Origin of the sequence: Yoonia sp., from assembly GCF_030731595.1 — a bacterium.
In the GTDB taxonomy this organism is placed as follows: Bacteria; Pseudomonadota; Alphaproteobacteria; order Rhodobacterales; family Rhodobacteraceae; genus Yoonia.
The window spans coordinates 17,154-34,222 of record NZ_JANQTS010000113.1; the positions used below are offsets into that span (position 1 = coordinate 17,154).

The following is a 17,069-nucleotide window of genomic DNA, read 5'->3' on the forward strand; positions in this document are numbered from 1 at the left end:
AGAGCGCCCTTCGTAAAACCGTTCTGCGCGGATTACTTTACTTCTGGTGCCGCTGCTGCGGTTGGCATCTTCTTGGAGCCAGTTGTCAGCGGATCGTCCTGACGCTGCACAGAGCCTTCGAAATGCGCACCGGATTCAATCGCGATTGTCTTGTGGATGATATCACCCTCGACACGCGCGGTTGATGTCAGGCGGACCTTGAGGCCACGCACGCGGCCCACGACGCGGCCATTGACCACAACATCGTCTGCGACGACTTCACCTTTGACGGTGGCGCCTTCGCCAACGGTCAGAAGATGGGCGCGGATATCACCCTCAACCTGACCTTCGACCTGAATATCGCCTGTCGTCTTCAGATTGCCAGTGATCAGCAGATCAGATGACAAAACGGAAGGTGCCGGCTTGGCCTTTGGCGTAGATGGCTTGAAATCAGAACCAGCGGGCTTTGCAGCATCCGGGGCTTTTGTCGCATCAGTATCGGACGCTTTTGGCCCGGGCTCGTTGATTTTTGATTTAGAAAACATCTTGTCCAGCTCTTATATAGATCATGGGGTTGACGGGGTTGCCGTTGACACGGACCTCGTAGTGAAGGTGGGGTCCGGTGGAACGACCAGAATTCCCCATAGCACCAATTCGATCGCCACGCGAGACCCTTTGACCAACGCGCACGTCCATTGCATTCAAATGCGCGTATCGGGTTTCAATACCAAAGTCATGTCTAATCTTGATCAAGCGTCCATAGCCTGAAGACCAGCCCGCCTCTGTCACAACGCCGTCAGCGGTTGCATAGATCGGCGTGCCGATCGGCGCGGCAAAGTCGGTGCCAGCATGCAGCCGTCCCCAGCGAGGGCCAAAGCCTGAGGTATAGCGGAAATTCGACTTCACCGGAATCGAGAAGGGCGCTTTTTCGGCGGCAATCCGGTAGAGGTTGATCCGGTCCATCGCCGACAGGATTGCATTGGCGCGCAAGGCATCCGCGTCGGGCTCTTGGCCGCGGGTCGAGAACTGGATCGGTGTCAGGGGGCCTCCCGTGCCGGAATAGCCGCGGCGGACCTGATCAATCAGCGTGTCGGGATTCATGCCAGCGGCGCGGAACATTTCATCAAGCGGTTCGACAGAGACAAGCATAGCCTCTTCCAACTGGCGGAAAATCTGGTCGTTGCGTTCCTGCAAGAGCCGCAATTCCAATTGCATGTCTTGCGCCTGTTCAATCGCAGATTCCGCGTCCGATGCGATCTGATCGCGTTCTGCCGCAGTTTCGGCAAGCGCTGCGGACAAAAGCCCCATCGTCCCGGCGGCTTCTGCACCGGTCACATCTGCGGGCGCGTTGTCACCATCTCCGGAAAGTGCGGCCAGTTGACGTCTGGCCTCTTCACGTGCGCGCATTGTGTTGCGTAGGGTGGCTTGGACGACTTCCATGCCGGTTTCCAGCTCGCGCCGTTTTTCCTCGGTGGCGAGCAGTTCGCTTTGCATGATCGAAATCTGCTGGAGGGCCGAATTGAACCGCTCTTGTGCGGCCAAAGCCTCCATCGCGCGGGCGTCGCGTTCGCTTGAAAGCGCATTGAGGCGCTGCTCGTATGTGTATTGATCACGCTGCGCTTGCGCGCGAAAGTTTCCGGCCCCGATGCTGTCCATCAGCAAAATTGCCGTGGCGATAATTGTCCATGCAACCACGATGATGCTGCCGGTCCATGCGACCAGCTGGGTTTCCGGTCTGAGGCGGATAAATCGTGTTTCGGTATCCGAGCGCAGAAACAGTCGTTTTTCCGGGAACACCCGTTCCAGCATCGCATGTATGCGTGTCGTAATGCGTGATCTCACGATGTTTCCCGTCCTGTCCCGTTAGCCTTACCGTTGCCCGGCCGGTTTTGTCTCAGACCGTTTAAGTGCCTCAGCCCATAGCTGCAAGATTTTTGCGCAGACAACAGGCAATAATTGGGGCTTGCGCGAGGAATTGCCTATTATGTGTCCCCGCCTGAGCGAACATGCCCTGTCCCTGCGAGTGGCCAGTAGAAATCGGGCGGAATTCCTGCCTCTGCGCGCTTTTCCTCGTTGAATGGTGGTTTGAGGTTGCCGTGAAAATACCTGCGTACCAGATCATGAAAGACCCCTGTCGGGTCAAGATCATGCCGTCCGCACAGGAAATGAAACCATTTTGACCCGTAGGCCACGTGGTGCACCTCTTCGCCATAGATCGTTTCGAGCGCTGCGACCGCCTGGATATTCTTTGCCTGTTTGAAAAGCTTGATCATGCCCGGCGTCACATCCAGGCCGCGCGCCTCCAGCACCATAGGCACAACGGCCAAGCGCCCCATCAGGTCCTGGGCTGTATCCTCTGCTGCCCGCCACATGCCCGCATGGGCCGGCAAGGCGCCGTAATGGCTGTTCAGTGCTTCAAGGCAGTCGCATACCAGATTGAAATGTTTTGATTCTTCATCAGCGGCTTTGACCCAGTCGTCATAATAACCAGGCGGCAATGGGACATGCGAGAACCGCGCGATGATATCCCAATGCAGATCAACCGCATTCAGTTCGATATGGGCCACAGCATGGAGCAACGCGATGCGTCCTGCCTCTGTCCCCGGCTTGCGGTGGGGGACGTCGCGCGGGTCAAGCAGCACAGGTGCGGCTGGTCGCGCAGGGCGCAGCGGAGGCGTTGCACTGCCGATCTCGATCACGGTGCCGGTTTTGCGCGCGGCCTGCCATATCGCGGCATAGCGGCGCGACAATGCTGTCTTTTCGCGTCCGTCTGCGGTGGTCAGGACGGCCACCGCCATCTCGGTCAGGGTCACAGGGCGCTGACGGCTTCACGCACGGCATCGACGTGACCGGGCACTTTCACCTTGCGCCAGATCTGCGCGATCTTGCCTTCTGCATCAATCAGAAAGGTCGCACGTTCGATCCCCATATAGGTTTTCCCGTACATGCTCTTTTCCACCCAAGTGCCATAGCGCTCGCAGACATCGCCCTCTTCATCCGACAAAAGCGCGATCTTGAGGTCATATTTGCCTACAAACTTCTCGTGTTTGGTCACACTGTCCTTGGAGACCCCAAGGATCACCGTATCGAGCGCTGCAAAGTCATCGACGCTTTCGGTAAAGCCAATCGCCTCTTTGGTGCATCCGGGTGTGTCGTCTTTGGGATAGAAGTAGAGTACCACTTTCTTGCCCTTGAAATCGGACAAAGAGACGGTCTCGCCTCCGTCGCGGGGCAGGTTGAAGTCTGGCGCTGTTTCGCCGATCGCTGGTAGTGTCATGGTCTGTCCTTCATAAGGTCGGCATTCTGGGTTTTGTTTTAGCCCGTGACAGGCAAAGATAAAGCCCAATGGCAGGCAATTCTGCCGATGACGAGTGACAATGACCCAAACAGAGTCTGAAACCAAAACTGTGCCAGAACCACCCGACAAGCGGAATGGCTTGCGCCCGTGGTTTTTCTGGCTCCGTGCTGGATTGGTCTTGTGTCTGTTGCCTGTGGTTTTCCTTGCGGCAGCGGCAGTGATGCTGATCGAACGCGACATCACGGCGCCCAGTTGGATCACGCAACAGATCGAGGCCCGCGCGGACGACATGTTGGTGGATACGACTTTGGAGTTCGGGTCCATCACTTTGCGGATCGGTCGTGATTTGCACCCGACCGTGCGCTTGGTGGATACGCGGCTGGTTGACGCGGGCGGCCTGACGCTGACGCGCGTGCCGATCGTCGAAGGGCGCATTTCGCCACGCGGGCTGATCTTTCAACAAGATGTTCTGATGCAGGAGGTGCGCTTGATCGGTGCCCAGATCAATCTGCGTCGCGCCACAAATGGCGATGTGTCTTTCGCCTTGTCGGCAGCGGGAAATGATCTGGGGCAGGCGCGGTCTGTGCCAGAGTTGCTGGACCAGTTCGATCAGGTCTTTGAACGCCCCGCACTCGAGGCGCTCGAGACGGTGCGTGCCGAGGGCGTGATCGTCAACTTTGATGATGCGCGTGCGGGGCGCAGCTGGATTGTGGATAGTGGCTCTTTGGCGCTTGATCTGCGCGGCGGCGAGACAGCAATCCGCGGCAATTTTTCACTGCTTTCGGGCCGCGCCGAGGTAACAGAAGTGAACCTCTCTTACGTCAGTCCCCGGGGTAGCCGTTCAGCACAAGTCGGTCTGAATCTCAGCAATGCGATCGCAAGCGATATCGCCGCGCAATCTCCTGCACTGAGTTGGTTGCGCGACGTCGAGGCGCCGATCACGGCTGCAATGCGCACAAGCCTTGATAGCGATGGTGCGCTGGGACCTTTGAACGCGACATTGGAAATCGGGCAGGGCGTGTTCCAGCCCAATCCCGCCACCCAGCCTGTCGCCTTTAACGACGCCAAAGCCTATTTTACCTATGATCCGGTCCGCGATCGCATCTCTTTTTCCGAGATGAGCATCCAGACGGCATGGGGTAGTCTGAGCGCAAGTGGCGATGCCTATCTGCGCGAATTCAGGGACGGCTTGCCACGGGCGCTTTTGGCGCAATTTGCGTTTCGTGATGTGGCCATTAACCCTCCGGGGTTTTTCGACACACCACCCGAGGTGCCGGAAATCGCTGTTGATCTGCGTGTGCGCTTTGATCCGTTCCGTGCGGAATTCGGCGAGGTCGTGCTGATCGACGCAGACACCCGTTTGCGCGGTCGCGGTGAAGTTGCCGCAACAGATGCGGGCTGGCAGCTTGCGGTTGATGCGCAGGTCGATCAGATCGCACCGGAACGGCTTGTCGCCTTCTGGCCGATGTCGATGAAACCGCGCACGCGGCAATGGGTCGCCAACAATCTGTCAGAAGGGCGGATCAACAGCCTGGTCACCGGATTGCGGATCAGGCCAGAGCGCGAAACAGAATTTGCTTTGGGTTTCGGGTTTGAAGGCAGTTCTGTCAGATTTCTGCGGTCACTGCCGCCGATCACGGGCGCATCGGGCGTGGCCAGCATCGAGAACCACCAATTTGTTGTAAGCCTTGACAAGGGGATCGTGCAGGCGCCCGAAGGGGGGCCGCTCCAATTGGCAGGCACGGATTTCACCATTGTTGATATGCGGCGCAATCCGTCGCCTGCCATCCTCAATCTGGAGATCGACAGCACGGTCACAGCGGCGCTGTCGATCCTGAACCAGCCGCCCTTTGAATATATGGACAAGGCCAATTTACCCGTGACGATTGCCGACGGACGGGCGCGCACGCGGGGTGAGGTGACATGGCCGCTTCAGCCGCGCCCTGATCCCGGCAGTATCCTTTTTGCGATGACCTCGGATTTGCAGGGTGTCCGGAGTGAAACACTCGTGCCGGGGCGGAGTTTTGCGGCACCTCGCTTGCAGGTGACGGCCAGCCGCGCGGGGATCAATATCGCGGGACCTGCACGGATTGGTGCTGCTACTGCAATCGGGGCATGGGATCAGCGCTTTGGCGATCCCGCGCGACAGGGCAGCCGTGTGCTTGCCGATGTGGGTTTGTCGCAAGCCTTCCTTGATGAATTCGGGATAGCGCTGCCACCCGGGACGATTGGCGGCAATGGCTCTGGCGAGCTTGCCATCACGTTCCTGCCCGGCGCACCTCCTGCGTTTGCTTTGACATCGGATTTGCTGGGCATGACGGTTGGTTTGCCTGCCGTGGGCTGGTCAAAAGGTCCCCAGACGCCGGGAAACCTGCGCGTGAGCGGGACCTTGGGCGCTGTCCCGACGATTGATGCGCTCGAGATCGGAGGCGGCGGGCTTCAGGCGGCGGGGCGGATCAATCTTGATGCGGCAGGGCGGTTGGAGACAGCCCAATTCAGCTCTGTGCGGGTGGGTGACTGGTTGAATGCCCCTATCACATTGCGCGGGCGCGGAGCGGGTATTCCTCTGGGAGTAGAGATTAACGGCGGTACGCTTGATCTGCGGCGCGCGCGCTTTGGTGGCGGAACAGAGGATGGTGGTCCGGTGACGATCGCGCTGGACCGTTTGCAGGTAACAGAAGGGATCGCACTGACAGGGTTTCGCGGTGATTTTCGCGGCGACGGCGGGTTCCGGGGCGAATTTCGCGGCCAACTGAATGGCGCGGCCACTGTGCAGGGCACGGTGGCCCCCCGTGACGGGCGTTCGGCCGTGCGATTGCGCAGTGATGACGCAGGGGGCGTCTTGCGGGCCGCCGGCTTGATGCAGAATGCGCTAGGCGGCGCGATTGATCTGACATTATTGCCCGCACGCGACGCGGGAACGTTTGATGGCACCTTGGCGGTGCGGGATATTCGCGTGCGCGACGCGCCGGCGATCGCAGCGCTTCTGGACGCGATCAGCGTTGTGGGGCTTTTGCAGCAGATGGACGGGCAGGGACTGGCCTTCAACGAGGTGGACGCCCGTTTCCGGCTGACCCCAGAGCAGGTGATTGTGTCACAGGCCAGTGCCGTCGGTCCGGGTCTTGGCATTTCGGTTGATGGCATTTACACGCTCGCCAGCAAACAACTTGATCTGCAGGGCGTCTTGTCACCGTTTTTCCTTGTCAACAGTATCGGCTCATTCCTGACGCGGCGGGGCGAGGGGTTGATAGGGTTCAATTACACCATCGGCGGCACGTCAGATGCGCCGCGGGTCAGTGTGAACCCGCTTTCCGTCCTCACACCCGGCATGTTCCGGGAAATCTTTCGCAGACCGGCACCGGATATTTCCCAATGAAACTGAGCGACTTTGATTTTGATCTGCCAGAACGGCTGATCGCAACGCGCCCTGCGCGGCCCAGATCCTCTGCCCGGTTGCTGCTGGCGCAAGGCGGCACAATCGCCGACCGGATCGTGCACGAACTGCCGCAGATTTTGCGCTCGGGCGACCGACTGGTCCTGAATGATACAAAAGTCATTCCCGCCCGACTGACCGGCCTGCGCCATCGCACCGGAGAGGCAGGCGATACCGCAGCACAGATCGAGGTGACATTGCTGGAGCCCCGTGCCGATGGCGCGTGGTCCGCGCTGATCAAACCCTTGCGGAAAATCCGTGATGGCGAGGTCATCGTGTTTTCGGATGATCTTTCAGCCACGATCACTGGCCGCGAAGACGGGCAGGGGGTCTTGCAGTTCAATCTCAAGGGCGATGATTTCGACGCTGCTTTGGCGGCCGTGGGCGCAATGCCATTGCCCCCTTACATCGCGGCCAAACGGCCTGCCGATGCCGCAGACATGGACGACTACCAGACCTACTGGGCGCGCCATGCAGGGGCGGTTGCGGCCCCTACGGCATCACTGCATTTTGACGGACCGCTGCTCGAGGCTTTGGCGGCAGCAGGCGTGCAGTTTACCCATGTGACCCTGCATGTGGGCGCGGGCACGTTTTTGCCGGTCAAGGTGGACGATGTGCGCGATCACAAGATGCACGCGGAATGGGGCGAGGTCACACCACAGGCCGCCGCTGAAATAAACGCGACGAAGGCCGCTGGCGGGCGACTCATTCCGGTCGGGACAACCGCGCTGCGCCTGATCGAAAGTGCGGCACAGGACGGGCAGATGCAGCCTTGGACTGGACCGACTGACATCTTTATCATGCCGGGGTTCCGGTTCCAGATGGCGGACGGCTTGATGACCAATTTCCACCTGCCGAAATCGACATTGATGATGCTGGTATCGGCGTTGATGGGCGTTGACACGATTCGCGATATCTATGCCCATGCCATCGCACAGGAGTATCGGTTCTTTTCCTACGGGGACAGCTCGCTCTTGCTTCCTGCGCGATGAGGCGCGATTAGACGCAGCAGGGTCGCTTCGGTAGGGTGTCTTTAGGGTAGATTCGTGTCATAGCACGGGTCTGCACGCACGAAAGGGCACACGATGCTACAGGTTCTCACCGGCTCTTGGGCTTTGTTTCTTGGCATGTTCATGCTGATGGTCGGCAACGGCCTTCAGGGGACGTTGCTGGGACTGCGCGGCGAGCAGGAAGGCTTCAGCACGCTGGCGCTTTCGATCGTGATGTCCGCCTACTTTCTCGGATTCCTGTTCAGTTCGCGCTATACGCCAGAGCTGATCCGCCGCGTCGGGCATGTGCGGGTCTTTGCGGCGCTCGGCTCGATGATTTCGGCGGTGCTGGTGGCCTATCCGGTCTTGGTTGAACCATGGGCTTGGGCCATCGGGCGCGTGATCATCGGTTTTTGCTTTTGCGGCGTCTATATCACCGCTGAAAGTTGGCTGAACGATGCGTCAAGCAATGAAAACCGCGGGAAATCGCTTTCGCTTTACATGATCGTGCAGATGGCGGGGATCGTTTTTGCCCAATGGATCGTAAGCATGGGTGATGTGTCCGGCTATGTTCTGTTCATCATTCCGTCAATCCTGGTGTCGCTGGCCTTTGCACCTGTCCTGCTGTCGGTGCGCCCGATGCCTGCCTTTGATACGACAAAGCCGATGCGGATCAAGGAACTGATCAGGGCCTCGCCCTTGGCCTGTTTCGGCATGTTCATGCTGGGCGGCGTTTTTGCCGCACAGTTCGGCATGTCGGCGGTTTACGGCAGCAGAGTGGGCCTGACTGTGGGCGAGATTTCGTTCTTTGTTTCGGCGATTTATGTGGCGGCCCTTGTCTTGCAGTACCCCATCGGGTGGCTGTCTGACCGTATGGATCGCCGTGTCTTGATCATCTGGATCGCCTTTGTCGGGGCGGCAGGGTCGATGATCGCGTTTCTTGTCCCCGGCAACTTTTTCTTGATCGTGCTGAGTGGCGCGATTTTGGGCGGGACGTCGAACCCGCTTTATGCGCTGCTGATCGCCTATGTGAACGACTATCTTGATAAATCCGATATGGCCGCGGCCTCGGGCGGGCTTTTGTTCATCAATGGCGTGGGTGCGATTGCCGGGCCTTTGATTGTGGGCGTGATGATGGATTCCATCGGGGACAACGGTTTCTGGCTGTTTACCGCATTCCTGATGACTGCGATCGGGTGCTATGGCCTGTACCGCGCCACGCAACGAAAACGCGATACCAGCGATCTCGAGACTGTGCCTTACGCGCCGGTCTCGGCCGCATCAACGGTGGTCGCCGCAGAGCTTGCGCAGGAAGTCTATATCGAAGCCGGAGAAGACGACGAGGATGCGCGGCACTAAATCTGTGGCCCGTTTGTCACCCGAGGTGTCAATCCGAAGGATCATGTGACATTTTGACATTCAAAACCGCTTGCCAGATAGGGTTTTGTCTGTTTCGGTCCGTAACAGTTTCATGACTTACCAAGGAGCAGTCTTGTGGTAACCCCCGACGAGGTATTGGCGTTTTGGCTGGACGAATGCGCGCCCGCCGATTGGTACAAGTCTGATCCCGCGCTTGATGCACGCATCACCGAAAAATTTGCCGCGACCTGGAAAGCTGCGACCGAGGGTGCGCTTGGTCTGTGGCTGACCTATCCTGCGGGGACCTTGGCATACATCATCCTGACCGACCAGTTTCCGCGCAATATGTTCCGCGATTCCGGTGATGCCTTTGCCACCGATCCTCTGGCGCGGGCTGCGGCCAAAATGGCGATTGACCGGAACTGGGATATGAAGATCGATGAACCGGCCCGCCAGTTCTTTTATCTGCCCCTGATGCATGCAGAGAACCTGTGCGATCAGGATCGTGCGGTGCGCCTGATCCATACGCGGATGCCTGAAAGCGGCCAAAACCATCGTGATCATGCCTGCGCCCATCGTGCCGTGATCCGCGATTTCGGCCGGTTTCCCTTTCGCAACGCAGCTTTGGGCCGCAAAACCTCTCCTGCCGAACAGGCATTTCTGGATGCTGGCGGCTATGGTGCCGCGATCCGGGTCCAGCAAAGCGGTGCGAAATAACGACATTGCACCCAACGGGTAGCTGTTATGCCGTAAGGTCACTAGAGGTCGATCCAAAAGTAGTTTAGTGTTCAACTAAATTAGGAACTGGAGGGCCCTTGCATGGCTGCGCAAAATTTTGACTTGATCGTAATCGGAGCCGGGCCGGGTGGCTATGTCGCTGCAATCCGTGGCGCACAGTTGGGCATGAAGGTTGCGATCATCGAGCGGGAAAATCTGGGCGGTATCTGCCTGAACTGGGGCTGTATCCCGACCAAGGCGATGTTGCGTTCCTCCGAGGTCTTCCACCTGATGCACCGCGCCAAGGAGTTCGGTCTCAAGGCCGAAGGGATCAGCTACGATCTGGATGCGGTCGTCAAACGCAGCCGTGGCGTGGCAGGGCAACTGTCCGGCGGCATCGGCCATCTCATGAAGAAGAACAAGATCACTGTCTTTATGGGTACAGCGACGATCCCCGCCAAAGGCAAGGTATCGGTCAAAGGTGCCAAGGGCACTGACGAGCTGACTGCCAAGAACATCGTGCTGGCCACAGGCGCGCGCGCCCGCGAACTGCCGGGACTTGAGGCTGATGGCGATCTGGTCTGGACCTACCGCCACGCGCTGCAACCGGTGCGGATGCCCAAGAAACTGCTGGTCATCGGTTCCGGCGCGATCGGCATCGAATTTGCAAGTTTCTACAACACGCTGGGCGCTGACACGACTGTGGTCGAGGTCATGGACCGCGTGCTGCCCGTCGAAGATGCCGAAATTTCAGCCTTTGCCAAAAAGCAGTTCGTCAAGCAGGGCATGAAGATCATGGAAAAATCCATGGTCAAGCAGTTGGACCGCGCAAAGGGCAAAGTGACCGCCCATATCGAAACCGGCGGCAAGATTGAAAAGATGGAATTCGACACGGTGATCAGTGCCGTTGGCATCGTCGGCAATGTCGAAGACTTGGGGCTGGAAGCCTTGGGCGTGAAAATCGACCGCACCCATGTCGTGACGGATGAATTCTGCCGGACCGGTGTTGAAGGGCTCTATGCCATCGGCGATATCGCCGGTGCGCCTTGGCTTGCGCATAAGGCCAGCCATGAAGGTGTGATGGTGGCCGATCTGATCGCGGGCAAACATGCCCATCCGGTCAAGCCCGAAAGCATCGCGGGCTGTACCTATTGCCATCCGCAGGTGGCCTCTGTCGGTTATACCGAGGCGAAAGCGAAAGAGTTGGGCTTTGACATCAAGGTTGGCCGCTTTCCGTTCATCGGCAATGGCAAAGCGATTGCCTTGGGAGAATCCGAAGGCCTCATCAAGACGATCTTTGACGCCAAGACAGGCGAATTGCTGGGCGCCCATATGGTAGGCGCCGAAGTCACCGAATTGATCCAGGGCTACGTCATCGGTCGACAGTTGGAAACGACCGAAGAAGACCTGATGAACACGGTCTTCCCGCACCCGACCTTGTCAGAGATGATGCACGAAAGCGTGCTCGATGCCTATGATCGCGTGATCCATTTCTAGCCTGCCATCATTGACATAACAAAAGCCCGCCGTCCGGTCGCGGCGGGCTTCTTGTCTTGCTTTGTGATCGTTTACTTGGTCACCTCGAGCGGCATACGGGCAATAATCGTGCCATCTTGTCGCATAACATAACGCACTTCATACGTGCCCGCTGTGTCAGGCAGGCGTAGCTCTACGGGATTACCGCTTTCCGTGCGCGTATAGTCGATATAGCCGTCATCGTCCGGCTGCGCGATCGTGATGTAGTCGCCCGCATAATCCGGCCCGTCCCAGCCGATGAGCAAGGTTTCCCCCAAGGCAATCGTCGCAGGGCCGACAAGCTGTGCCTTGACCTCCGTGACCGTAATCGGACGGGCAAAGGCCACCGTTGCGCCTTGGGCCAGAATATAGCGCAGTTCATAGGTGCCAGCCACCGGTGGTAGCTCAAGCGCAACAGGATTGCCGGATTCAGTGTAGGTATAGTTGATATAGCCACTGTCGCCGACTTCGCTCACGGCGATGTAGTCGCGTGCATAGTCCGGCCCGTCGTAGGAAACCTGTATCGTTTCACCGGCAAGGGCGGATTCGGGTGCATCCAGCGCTATCTTGAGCGCCGTAACAGTGATCGGACGGGTCATCAGGATCTCTGCACCCTGACTGAGTTGATAGCGGATTTCATAATCGCCCGCTTCGGGCGGCAAGGTCAGTGTCAGCGGATTGCCCTCATCCGTATAGGTGTAATTGATATATGCCTGTTCACCCGGCTTTCCGACCGAGATATAGTCGCGGTTATAGCCCGGTCCGGTCCAGTTGACCGTGATCTCCGAAGCAATCGCGGCTTCTGCCGGGGCATCAAGGCTGACTGTCGCTTCAGTGACCGTGATGGGACGTACGGCCAGAATCTCTGCGCCTTGGCTCAACTGATACCGGATTTCATAGTCGCCCGGTTCGGTCGGCATCACCAATGACAACGGATTGCCATTTTCGGTGTAGGTATAGTTGATGTACTGATTTGCGCCGATGTCGCCCACAGAAATGTAATCGCGGTTATAGTCAGGCCCGGTCCAGCCGACAGTGATGCTTTCGCCAACAATGGCCGTCTGGGGTGCCTCTAATGTGACCACGGCGGCGCTGACGGTGATGCTGCGCGTCGCCAGAATATGTCCGCGCTGGTTCAGTTGGTAGCGGATGTCATAAGTGCCGGGCTCTGTGGGCATTGTCAGCGTCAGCGCGTTGCCTTCGTCGGTGTAGGTGTAGTTGATGTATTGCGATTTGCCCGGTTCGCCGACCGAGATGTAGTCGCGTTCATAGCCAGGGCCGGTCCAGTTCACGGCAATGCTTTCACCGACAATGGCTGTCTCTGGTGCGTCGATGGTCACATCGACGGGGGTGATTTCAATGGACCTGGTGGCGATGACCGCATCACGGGTCTGGTCGAAATAACGCAATTCGTAGGTGCCGGTTTCGACAGGCAGCCGCAGGTCGAGCGGGTTTCCTTCCTCCGTGTAGGTGTAATTGACATAGCCCGATTCATCTGGCTCCGACACGGCGATATAGTCACGTTTGCCATCCGGCCCCGTCCAGGTCACGGGAATGGTCGCGCCAACCGGCGCGCTATCCACGGCCTCGATACTGGCTGCGGGAACAACATCGGGGAAGACGACAACCACGGTCACATCGTCGGGGCCGGATACGGTGAATGTGGCCTCGGCCTCGATCTCGTCGGTGATCCGATAGGCGGTGGCGCGATGCATGCCTTCCAGCAAATCAACGGTGACAGGGTTGCCCGCCATGTCATCGGCGATCATGTCGCTGTCGCTGCTGATGTCCCAGATGATCGGATCGGTGATCAGCGGTCCGTCAACCTCGGCCAGCCGCGCCTCGAATGTGCCGGTGACCACGATGGGCGCAGGCTCCATCACCATCGACGCCATGGCCAGGTCAAGTTCGGCGGCGTTGGCGGCGGTCAGAAAGCGCCCGCCGGTTTCATCTGCAATACACTGCATCTGCGCCAGCGCGTCGGGGTCGGTAATGTCAAATCCGACAACATGGGCGGTAAAGTTGATGCCGGCTTCTTCAAGGAGCCGCGCCGCAGCGCAAGGGTCCGGGTTGCAGGTTTCCACCCCATCGCTCACCAGAATAACTGTGGCGCTGTCCTCGGTATAGCGCAAGGCTTCGGCTGCGGCGATCACGGCATCCGTCATCGGGGTTTTCCCCAAAGGCTTGATCCCGTTGACAGCACTGACAATCTGGCTGGCCGTTCCCGCAGCCGGGGCGACCACCGTTTCAATGTCGGTGCAGCTCCCGCGTTCGCGATGGCCATAGACGGTCAAACCCAAGCCCTGATCGGCAGGAAAATCCTCGAGCAATCCTGCGACCACGTCCTGAGCAATGGTGATTTTTGCAACGCCATCGATCTGGCCCCACATGGAACCCGATCCATCAATGACAAGAATGGTATTGGGCCTGTCCTGTGCAACAACGCCAGTGGCAAGACTGACTGCAAGACCTAAGGGAAACAAAAGCCGCATGACCGCACTCCAAAAAATGAACCTGACCCCATGAAAGCACAGCAGCGGCGCTCCGCATAGCTGCATGATGAGACAGTCTGGAATTCCCTACCGCGTCAGTCTTGACCGGATCTGCTTCATCTGTGAAATAAAGTCGCAAATGTTCTATTAATGTTCTATTAAGTTGTTGGACCACACGGACCACTGCATTATGTGCGTAGAGGTGGTCGAGGGATGATACATGGCTGAACTGAAGAATATCGAGGTGCGCGGCGCGCGCGAACATAACCTCAAGAATATCGACGTCGATATTCCGCGCGACCAGTTGGTCGTGATCACCGGCCTGTCAGGGTCGGGCAAGTCCTCGCTCGCCTTCGATACGATCTATGCCGAAGGGCAGCGCCGCTATGTGGAATCGCTGTCCGCCTATGCGCGCCAGTTTCTGGATATGATGGAAAAGCCGGATGTGGATCATATTTCCGGCCTTTCGCCCGCCATCTCGATCGAACAAAAGACGACGTCGAAAAACCCCCGTTCAACCGTTGGGACGATCACCGAGATTTACGACTATCTGCGCCTGCTCTTTGCGCGGGCAGGGACACCTTATTCGCCAACCACGGGCCTGCCGATCGAGGCCCAGCAGGTGCAGGATATGGTGGACCGCGTCATGGCTTTGCCCGAGGGCACGCGCGGCTATTTGCTGGCCCCGATCATCCGCGACCGCAAGGGCGAGTATCGCAAGGAATTTCTGGAACTGCGCAAGCAGGGGTTCCAGCGCGTCAAAGTGGACGGCCAGTTTTACGAATTGGACGAACCGCCGACGCTCGACAAGAAATTCCGCCATGACATTGACGTGGTCGTCGACCGGATCGTCGTGCGCGAAGGTTTGGAAACGCGGCTGGCCGACAGTTTCCGCACCGCTCTTGATCTGGCAGATGGTATCACTGTGCTGGAAACAGCACCCAGCGAAGGCGAACCTGAACGCATCACCTTTTCGGAAAAATTCGCCTGTCCTGTCAGTGGCTTTACCATCCCCGAAATCGAGCCGCGCCTGTTTTCCTTCAACGCGCCTTTCGGGGCCTGTCCGGCCTGCGATGGGCTGGGGGTCGAGTTGTTCTTTGACGAACAATTGGTTGTGCCTGATGTGACCTTGAAAATCGCCGATGGGGCGCTGGCCCCGTGGCGCAAGGGCAAATCGCCCTATTTCCTGCAAACCATCGAATCCATCGCCAAGCATTACGGGTTCAACAAGAACGCCCGCTGGAAAGATCTGGACCCCAAGATCCAGCAGGTTTTCCTTTACGGGTCGGGCACCGAAGAGATCAAGTTCCGCTATGACGAGGGCGGCCGTGTCTATCAGGTCGAACGCGCTTTCGAAGGCGTGATCCCGAATATGGAGCGCCGCTATCGCGAAACCGACAGCAACTGGATCCGTGAAGAGTTCGAGAATTTCCAGAACAACCGCGCCTGTGGCACCTGTGGCGGCTATCGCCTGCGCGAAGAGGCTTTGGCGGTGAAAATCGGCGGCCAGCATGTGGGTCAAGTGGTCCAGATGTCGATCAAGGAAGCCTATGACTGGTGTCAGGAGGTTCCCGCCGCGCTGAGCAAGCAGAAAAATGAAATTGCCGTCGCGATCCTGAAAGAAATCCGCGAGCGTCTGGGGTTTCTGAATAACGTGGGTCTGGATTATCTGACCCTGTCGCGCAATTCCGGCACGCTCTCGGGCGGCGAAAGCCAGCGGATCAGACTGGCCAGCCAGATCGGCTCGGGATTGCAAGGCGTGCTTTATGTGCTGGATGAACCTTCGATTGGGTTGCACCAGCGGGATAATGACCGGCTCTTGACGACGCTGAAGAACCTGCGCGATCAGGGCAATACGGTCATCGTGGTTGAACACGACGAAGAGGCGATCCGCGAGGCGGATTATGTTTTCGATATTGGCCCCGGTGCCGGCGTGCATGGCGGGCAGGTGGTGGCCAAAGGCACCCCGGCCGAGATTATGGCCAATAAGGATTCCATCACCGGCCAATATCTGACCGGCGCACGCGAAATCGCAGTGCCAGCCGTCCGGCGCAAAGGCAAAGGCAAGAAGCTGAGCGTGGTCAAGGCCACGGGCAATAACCTGCAGAACGTCACTGCGGATTTCCCGCTGGGGATGTTTGTTTGTGTCACCGGCGTGTCCGGTGGCGGTAAATCGACCCTGACGATCGAGACATTGTTCAAGAATGCCTCCATGAAATTGAACGGCGCGCGCCAGACGCCAGCCCCTTGCGAGACGATCAAAGGGTTCGAGCATCTGGACAAGGTCATCGACATCGACCAGCGCCCGATCGGACGCACGCCGCGGTCGAACCCCGCGACCTATACCGGTGCCTTTACACCGATCCGCGATTGGTTTGCCGGGCTGCCCGAGGCCAAAGCGCGGGGCTACAAGCCCGGCCGCTTCAGTTTCAACGTCAAGGGCGGGCGCTGCGAGGCCTGTCAGGGCGACGGCGTCATCAAGATCGAGATGCACTTCCTGCCCGATGTCTATGTCACCTGCGAAACCTGCAAAGGTGCGCGCTACAACCGCGAAACACTGGAGATCAAGTTCAAGGGCAAATCCATCGCCGATGTGCTGGATATGACCGTGGAAGATGCGCAGCAGTTCTTTACCGCCGTCCCCTCGATCCGCGAAAAGATGGATGCGCTGATGCGCGTGGGCCTGAGCTATATCAAGGTCGGCCAGCAGGCCACGACCCTGTCAGGGGGCGAGGCGCAGCGGGTGAAACTCTCCAAGGAGCTGGCACGGCGATCCACCGGCCGCACCCTTTATATTCTGGACGAGCCGACGACAGGTCTGCATTTCGAAGATGTGCGCAAGCTCTTGGAAGTGCTGCATGAATTGGTCGATCAGGGGAATTCGGTTATTGTGATCGAACACAATCTGGATGTGGTGAAAACCGCAGACCATATCATCGACATCGGCCCCGAAGGTGGTGATGGCGGTGGCCGGATCGTGGCCACTGGTACGCCCGAGGAGGTGGCCGAGGTCGCCGAAAGTCATACAGGCCGCTATCTCAAAGCGATGCTGTCGGGGCGAAAGGTTGCCGCGGAGTAGGGATTAAAAAACACAAAGGTCTGTGGAGCGTCTTTGAGCTTTGATGCCATCAGACCGATGTTGTGGATCAGTCCGGGTCGCCATTTGATTTTGACCCCGAGGGACGTTTCGGCACGGCTTTAATCTGGGTTTGCTTTGCGGACAAACGGTGCATTCGCTGCACTTGCCCCAATGACTGCTCTGCGTTGGGAGTATTCGCTAGATCGTC

The 17,069-nt window shown here is 58.4% G+C and carries 11 protein-coding genes; 6 read left to right on the forward strand and 5 right to left on the reverse strand.

Annotated features, from left to right (window positions below; all coding sequences use genetic code 11):
• Positions 1–32: 32 nt before the first annotated feature.
• From NWQ23_RS13960 to bcp, 4 genes are all read right to left on the reverse strand, one after another.
• A complete protein-coding gene (locus NWQ23_RS13960; RefSeq protein ID WP_306166998.1) occupies positions 33–524 on the reverse strand; it encodes a polymer-forming cytoskeletal protein in 492 nt (163 codons plus the stop codon).
• Positions 514–1,821: a M23 family metallopeptidase gene (locus NWQ23_RS13965; RefSeq protein ID WP_306166999.1), complete on the reverse strand. Its 1,308-nt coding sequence runs from the start codon at positions 1,819–1,821 to the stop codon at positions 514–516. The genes NWQ23_RS13960 and NWQ23_RS13965 overlap by 11 nt, the downstream gene beginning before the upstream one ends.
• 140 nt (positions 1,822–1,961) lie before the next feature.
• Entirely contained in the window at positions 1,962–2,777 is an 816-nt protein-coding gene (locus NWQ23_RS13970) for a ferritin-like domain-containing protein (RefSeq protein ID WP_306167009.1), read from the reverse strand.
• 11 nt (positions 2,778–2,788) lie between these two features.
• Positions 2,789–3,256 (reverse strand): thioredoxin-dependent thiol peroxidase, encoded by a 468-nt coding sequence (gene bcp, locus NWQ23_RS13975; protein WP_306167000.1) that lies wholly within the window; start codon positions 3,254–3,256, stop codon positions 2,789–2,791.
• A 100-nt stretch (positions 3,257–3,356) separates the two neighbouring features.
• On the opposite strand from bcp, the gene NWQ23_RS13980 reads away from it, so the two are divergent.
• From NWQ23_RS13980 to lpdA, 5 genes are all read left to right on the forward strand, one after another.
• Positions 3,357–6,653: an AsmA-like C-terminal region-containing protein gene (locus NWQ23_RS13980; RefSeq protein WP_306167001.1), complete on the forward strand. Its 3,297-nt coding sequence runs from the start codon at positions 3,357–3,359 to the stop codon at positions 6,651–6,653.
• The gene (gene queA / locus NWQ23_RS13985; protein ID WP_306167002.1) at positions 6,650–7,702 is read left to right on the forward strand and encodes a tRNA preQ1(34) S-adenosylmethionine ribosyltransferase-isomerase QueA; all 1,053 of its coding nucleotides are present in this window, start codon (positions 6,650–6,652) and stop codon (positions 7,700–7,702) included. The genes NWQ23_RS13980 and queA overlap by 4 nt, the downstream gene beginning before the upstream one ends.
• Positions 7,703–7,795: 93 nt before the next feature.
• Positions 7,796–9,058, forward strand: coding sequence for an MFS transporter (locus NWQ23_RS13990; RefSeq protein ID WP_306167003.1), 1,263 nt, complete (start codon positions 7,796–7,798; stop codon positions 9,056–9,058).
• A gap of 135 nt (positions 9,059–9,193) precedes the next feature.
• Positions 9,194–9,775 carry a DUF924 family protein gene (locus tag NWQ23_RS13995; protein WP_306167004.1) on the forward strand — a complete coding sequence of 194 codons (582 nt, stop codon included), beginning with the start codon at positions 9,194–9,196 and terminating at the stop codon, positions 9,773–9,775.
• A 102-nt stretch (positions 9,776–9,877) separates the two neighbouring features.
• Positions 9,878–11,272 (forward strand): dihydrolipoyl dehydrogenase, encoded by a 1,395-nt coding sequence (gene lpdA, locus NWQ23_RS14000; protein ID WP_306167005.1) that lies wholly within the window; start codon positions 9,878–9,880, stop codon positions 11,270–11,272.
• A 71-nt stretch (positions 11,273–11,343) separates the two neighbouring features.
• Here lpdA and NWQ23_RS14005 read toward each other — a convergent pair whose 3' ends face one another.
• Positions 11,344–13,782, reverse strand: coding sequence for a VWA domain-containing protein (locus NWQ23_RS14005; RefSeq protein ID WP_306167006.1), 2,439 nt, complete (start codon positions 13,780–13,782; stop codon positions 11,344–11,346).
• A 220-nt stretch (positions 13,783–14,002) separates the two neighbouring features.
• On the opposite strand from NWQ23_RS14005, the gene uvrA reads away from it, so the two are divergent.
• Positions 14,003–16,861 carry an excinuclease ABC subunit UvrA gene (gene uvrA, locus NWQ23_RS14010; protein ID WP_306167007.1) on the forward strand — a complete coding sequence of 953 codons (2,859 nt, stop codon included), beginning with the start codon at positions 14,003–14,005 and terminating at the stop codon, positions 16,859–16,861.
• Positions 16,862–17,069: the final 208 nt, after the last annotated feature.

Coding starts and splice junctions, on each gene's coding strand:
- NWQ23_RS13970 (WP_306167009.1), bottom strand. CDS start 2,777: ATGGCGGTGGCCGTCCTGACCACCGCAGACGGACGCGAAAAGACAGCA.
- NWQ23_RS13960 (WP_306166998.1), bottom strand. CDS start 524: ATGTTTTCTAAATCAAAAATCAACGAGCCCGGGCCAAAAGCGTCCGAT.
- NWQ23_RS13990 (WP_306167003.1), top strand. CDS start 7,796: ATGCTACAGGTTCTCACCGGCTCTTGGGCTTTGTTTCTTGGCATGTTC.
- bcp (WP_306167000.1), bottom strand. CDS start 3,256: ATGACACTACCAGCGATCGGCGAAACAGCGCCAGACTTCAACCTGCCC.
- NWQ23_RS14005 (WP_306167006.1), bottom strand. CDS start 13,782: ATGCGGCTTTTGTTTCCCTTAGGTCTTGCAGTCAGTCTTGCCACTGGC.
- queA (WP_306167002.1), top strand. CDS start 6,650: ATGAAACTGAGCGACTTTGATTTTGATCTGCCAGAACGGCTGATCGCA.
- uvrA (WP_306167007.1), top strand. CDS start 14,003: ATGGCTGAACTGAAGAATATCGAGGTGCGCGGCGCGCGCGAACATAAC.
- lpdA (WP_306167005.1), top strand. CDS start 9,878: ATGGCTGCGCAAAATTTTGACTTGATCGTAATCGGAGCCGGGCCGGGT.
- NWQ23_RS13980 (WP_306167001.1), top strand. CDS start 3,357: ATGACCCAAACAGAGTCTGAAACCAAAACTGTGCCAGAACCACCCGAC.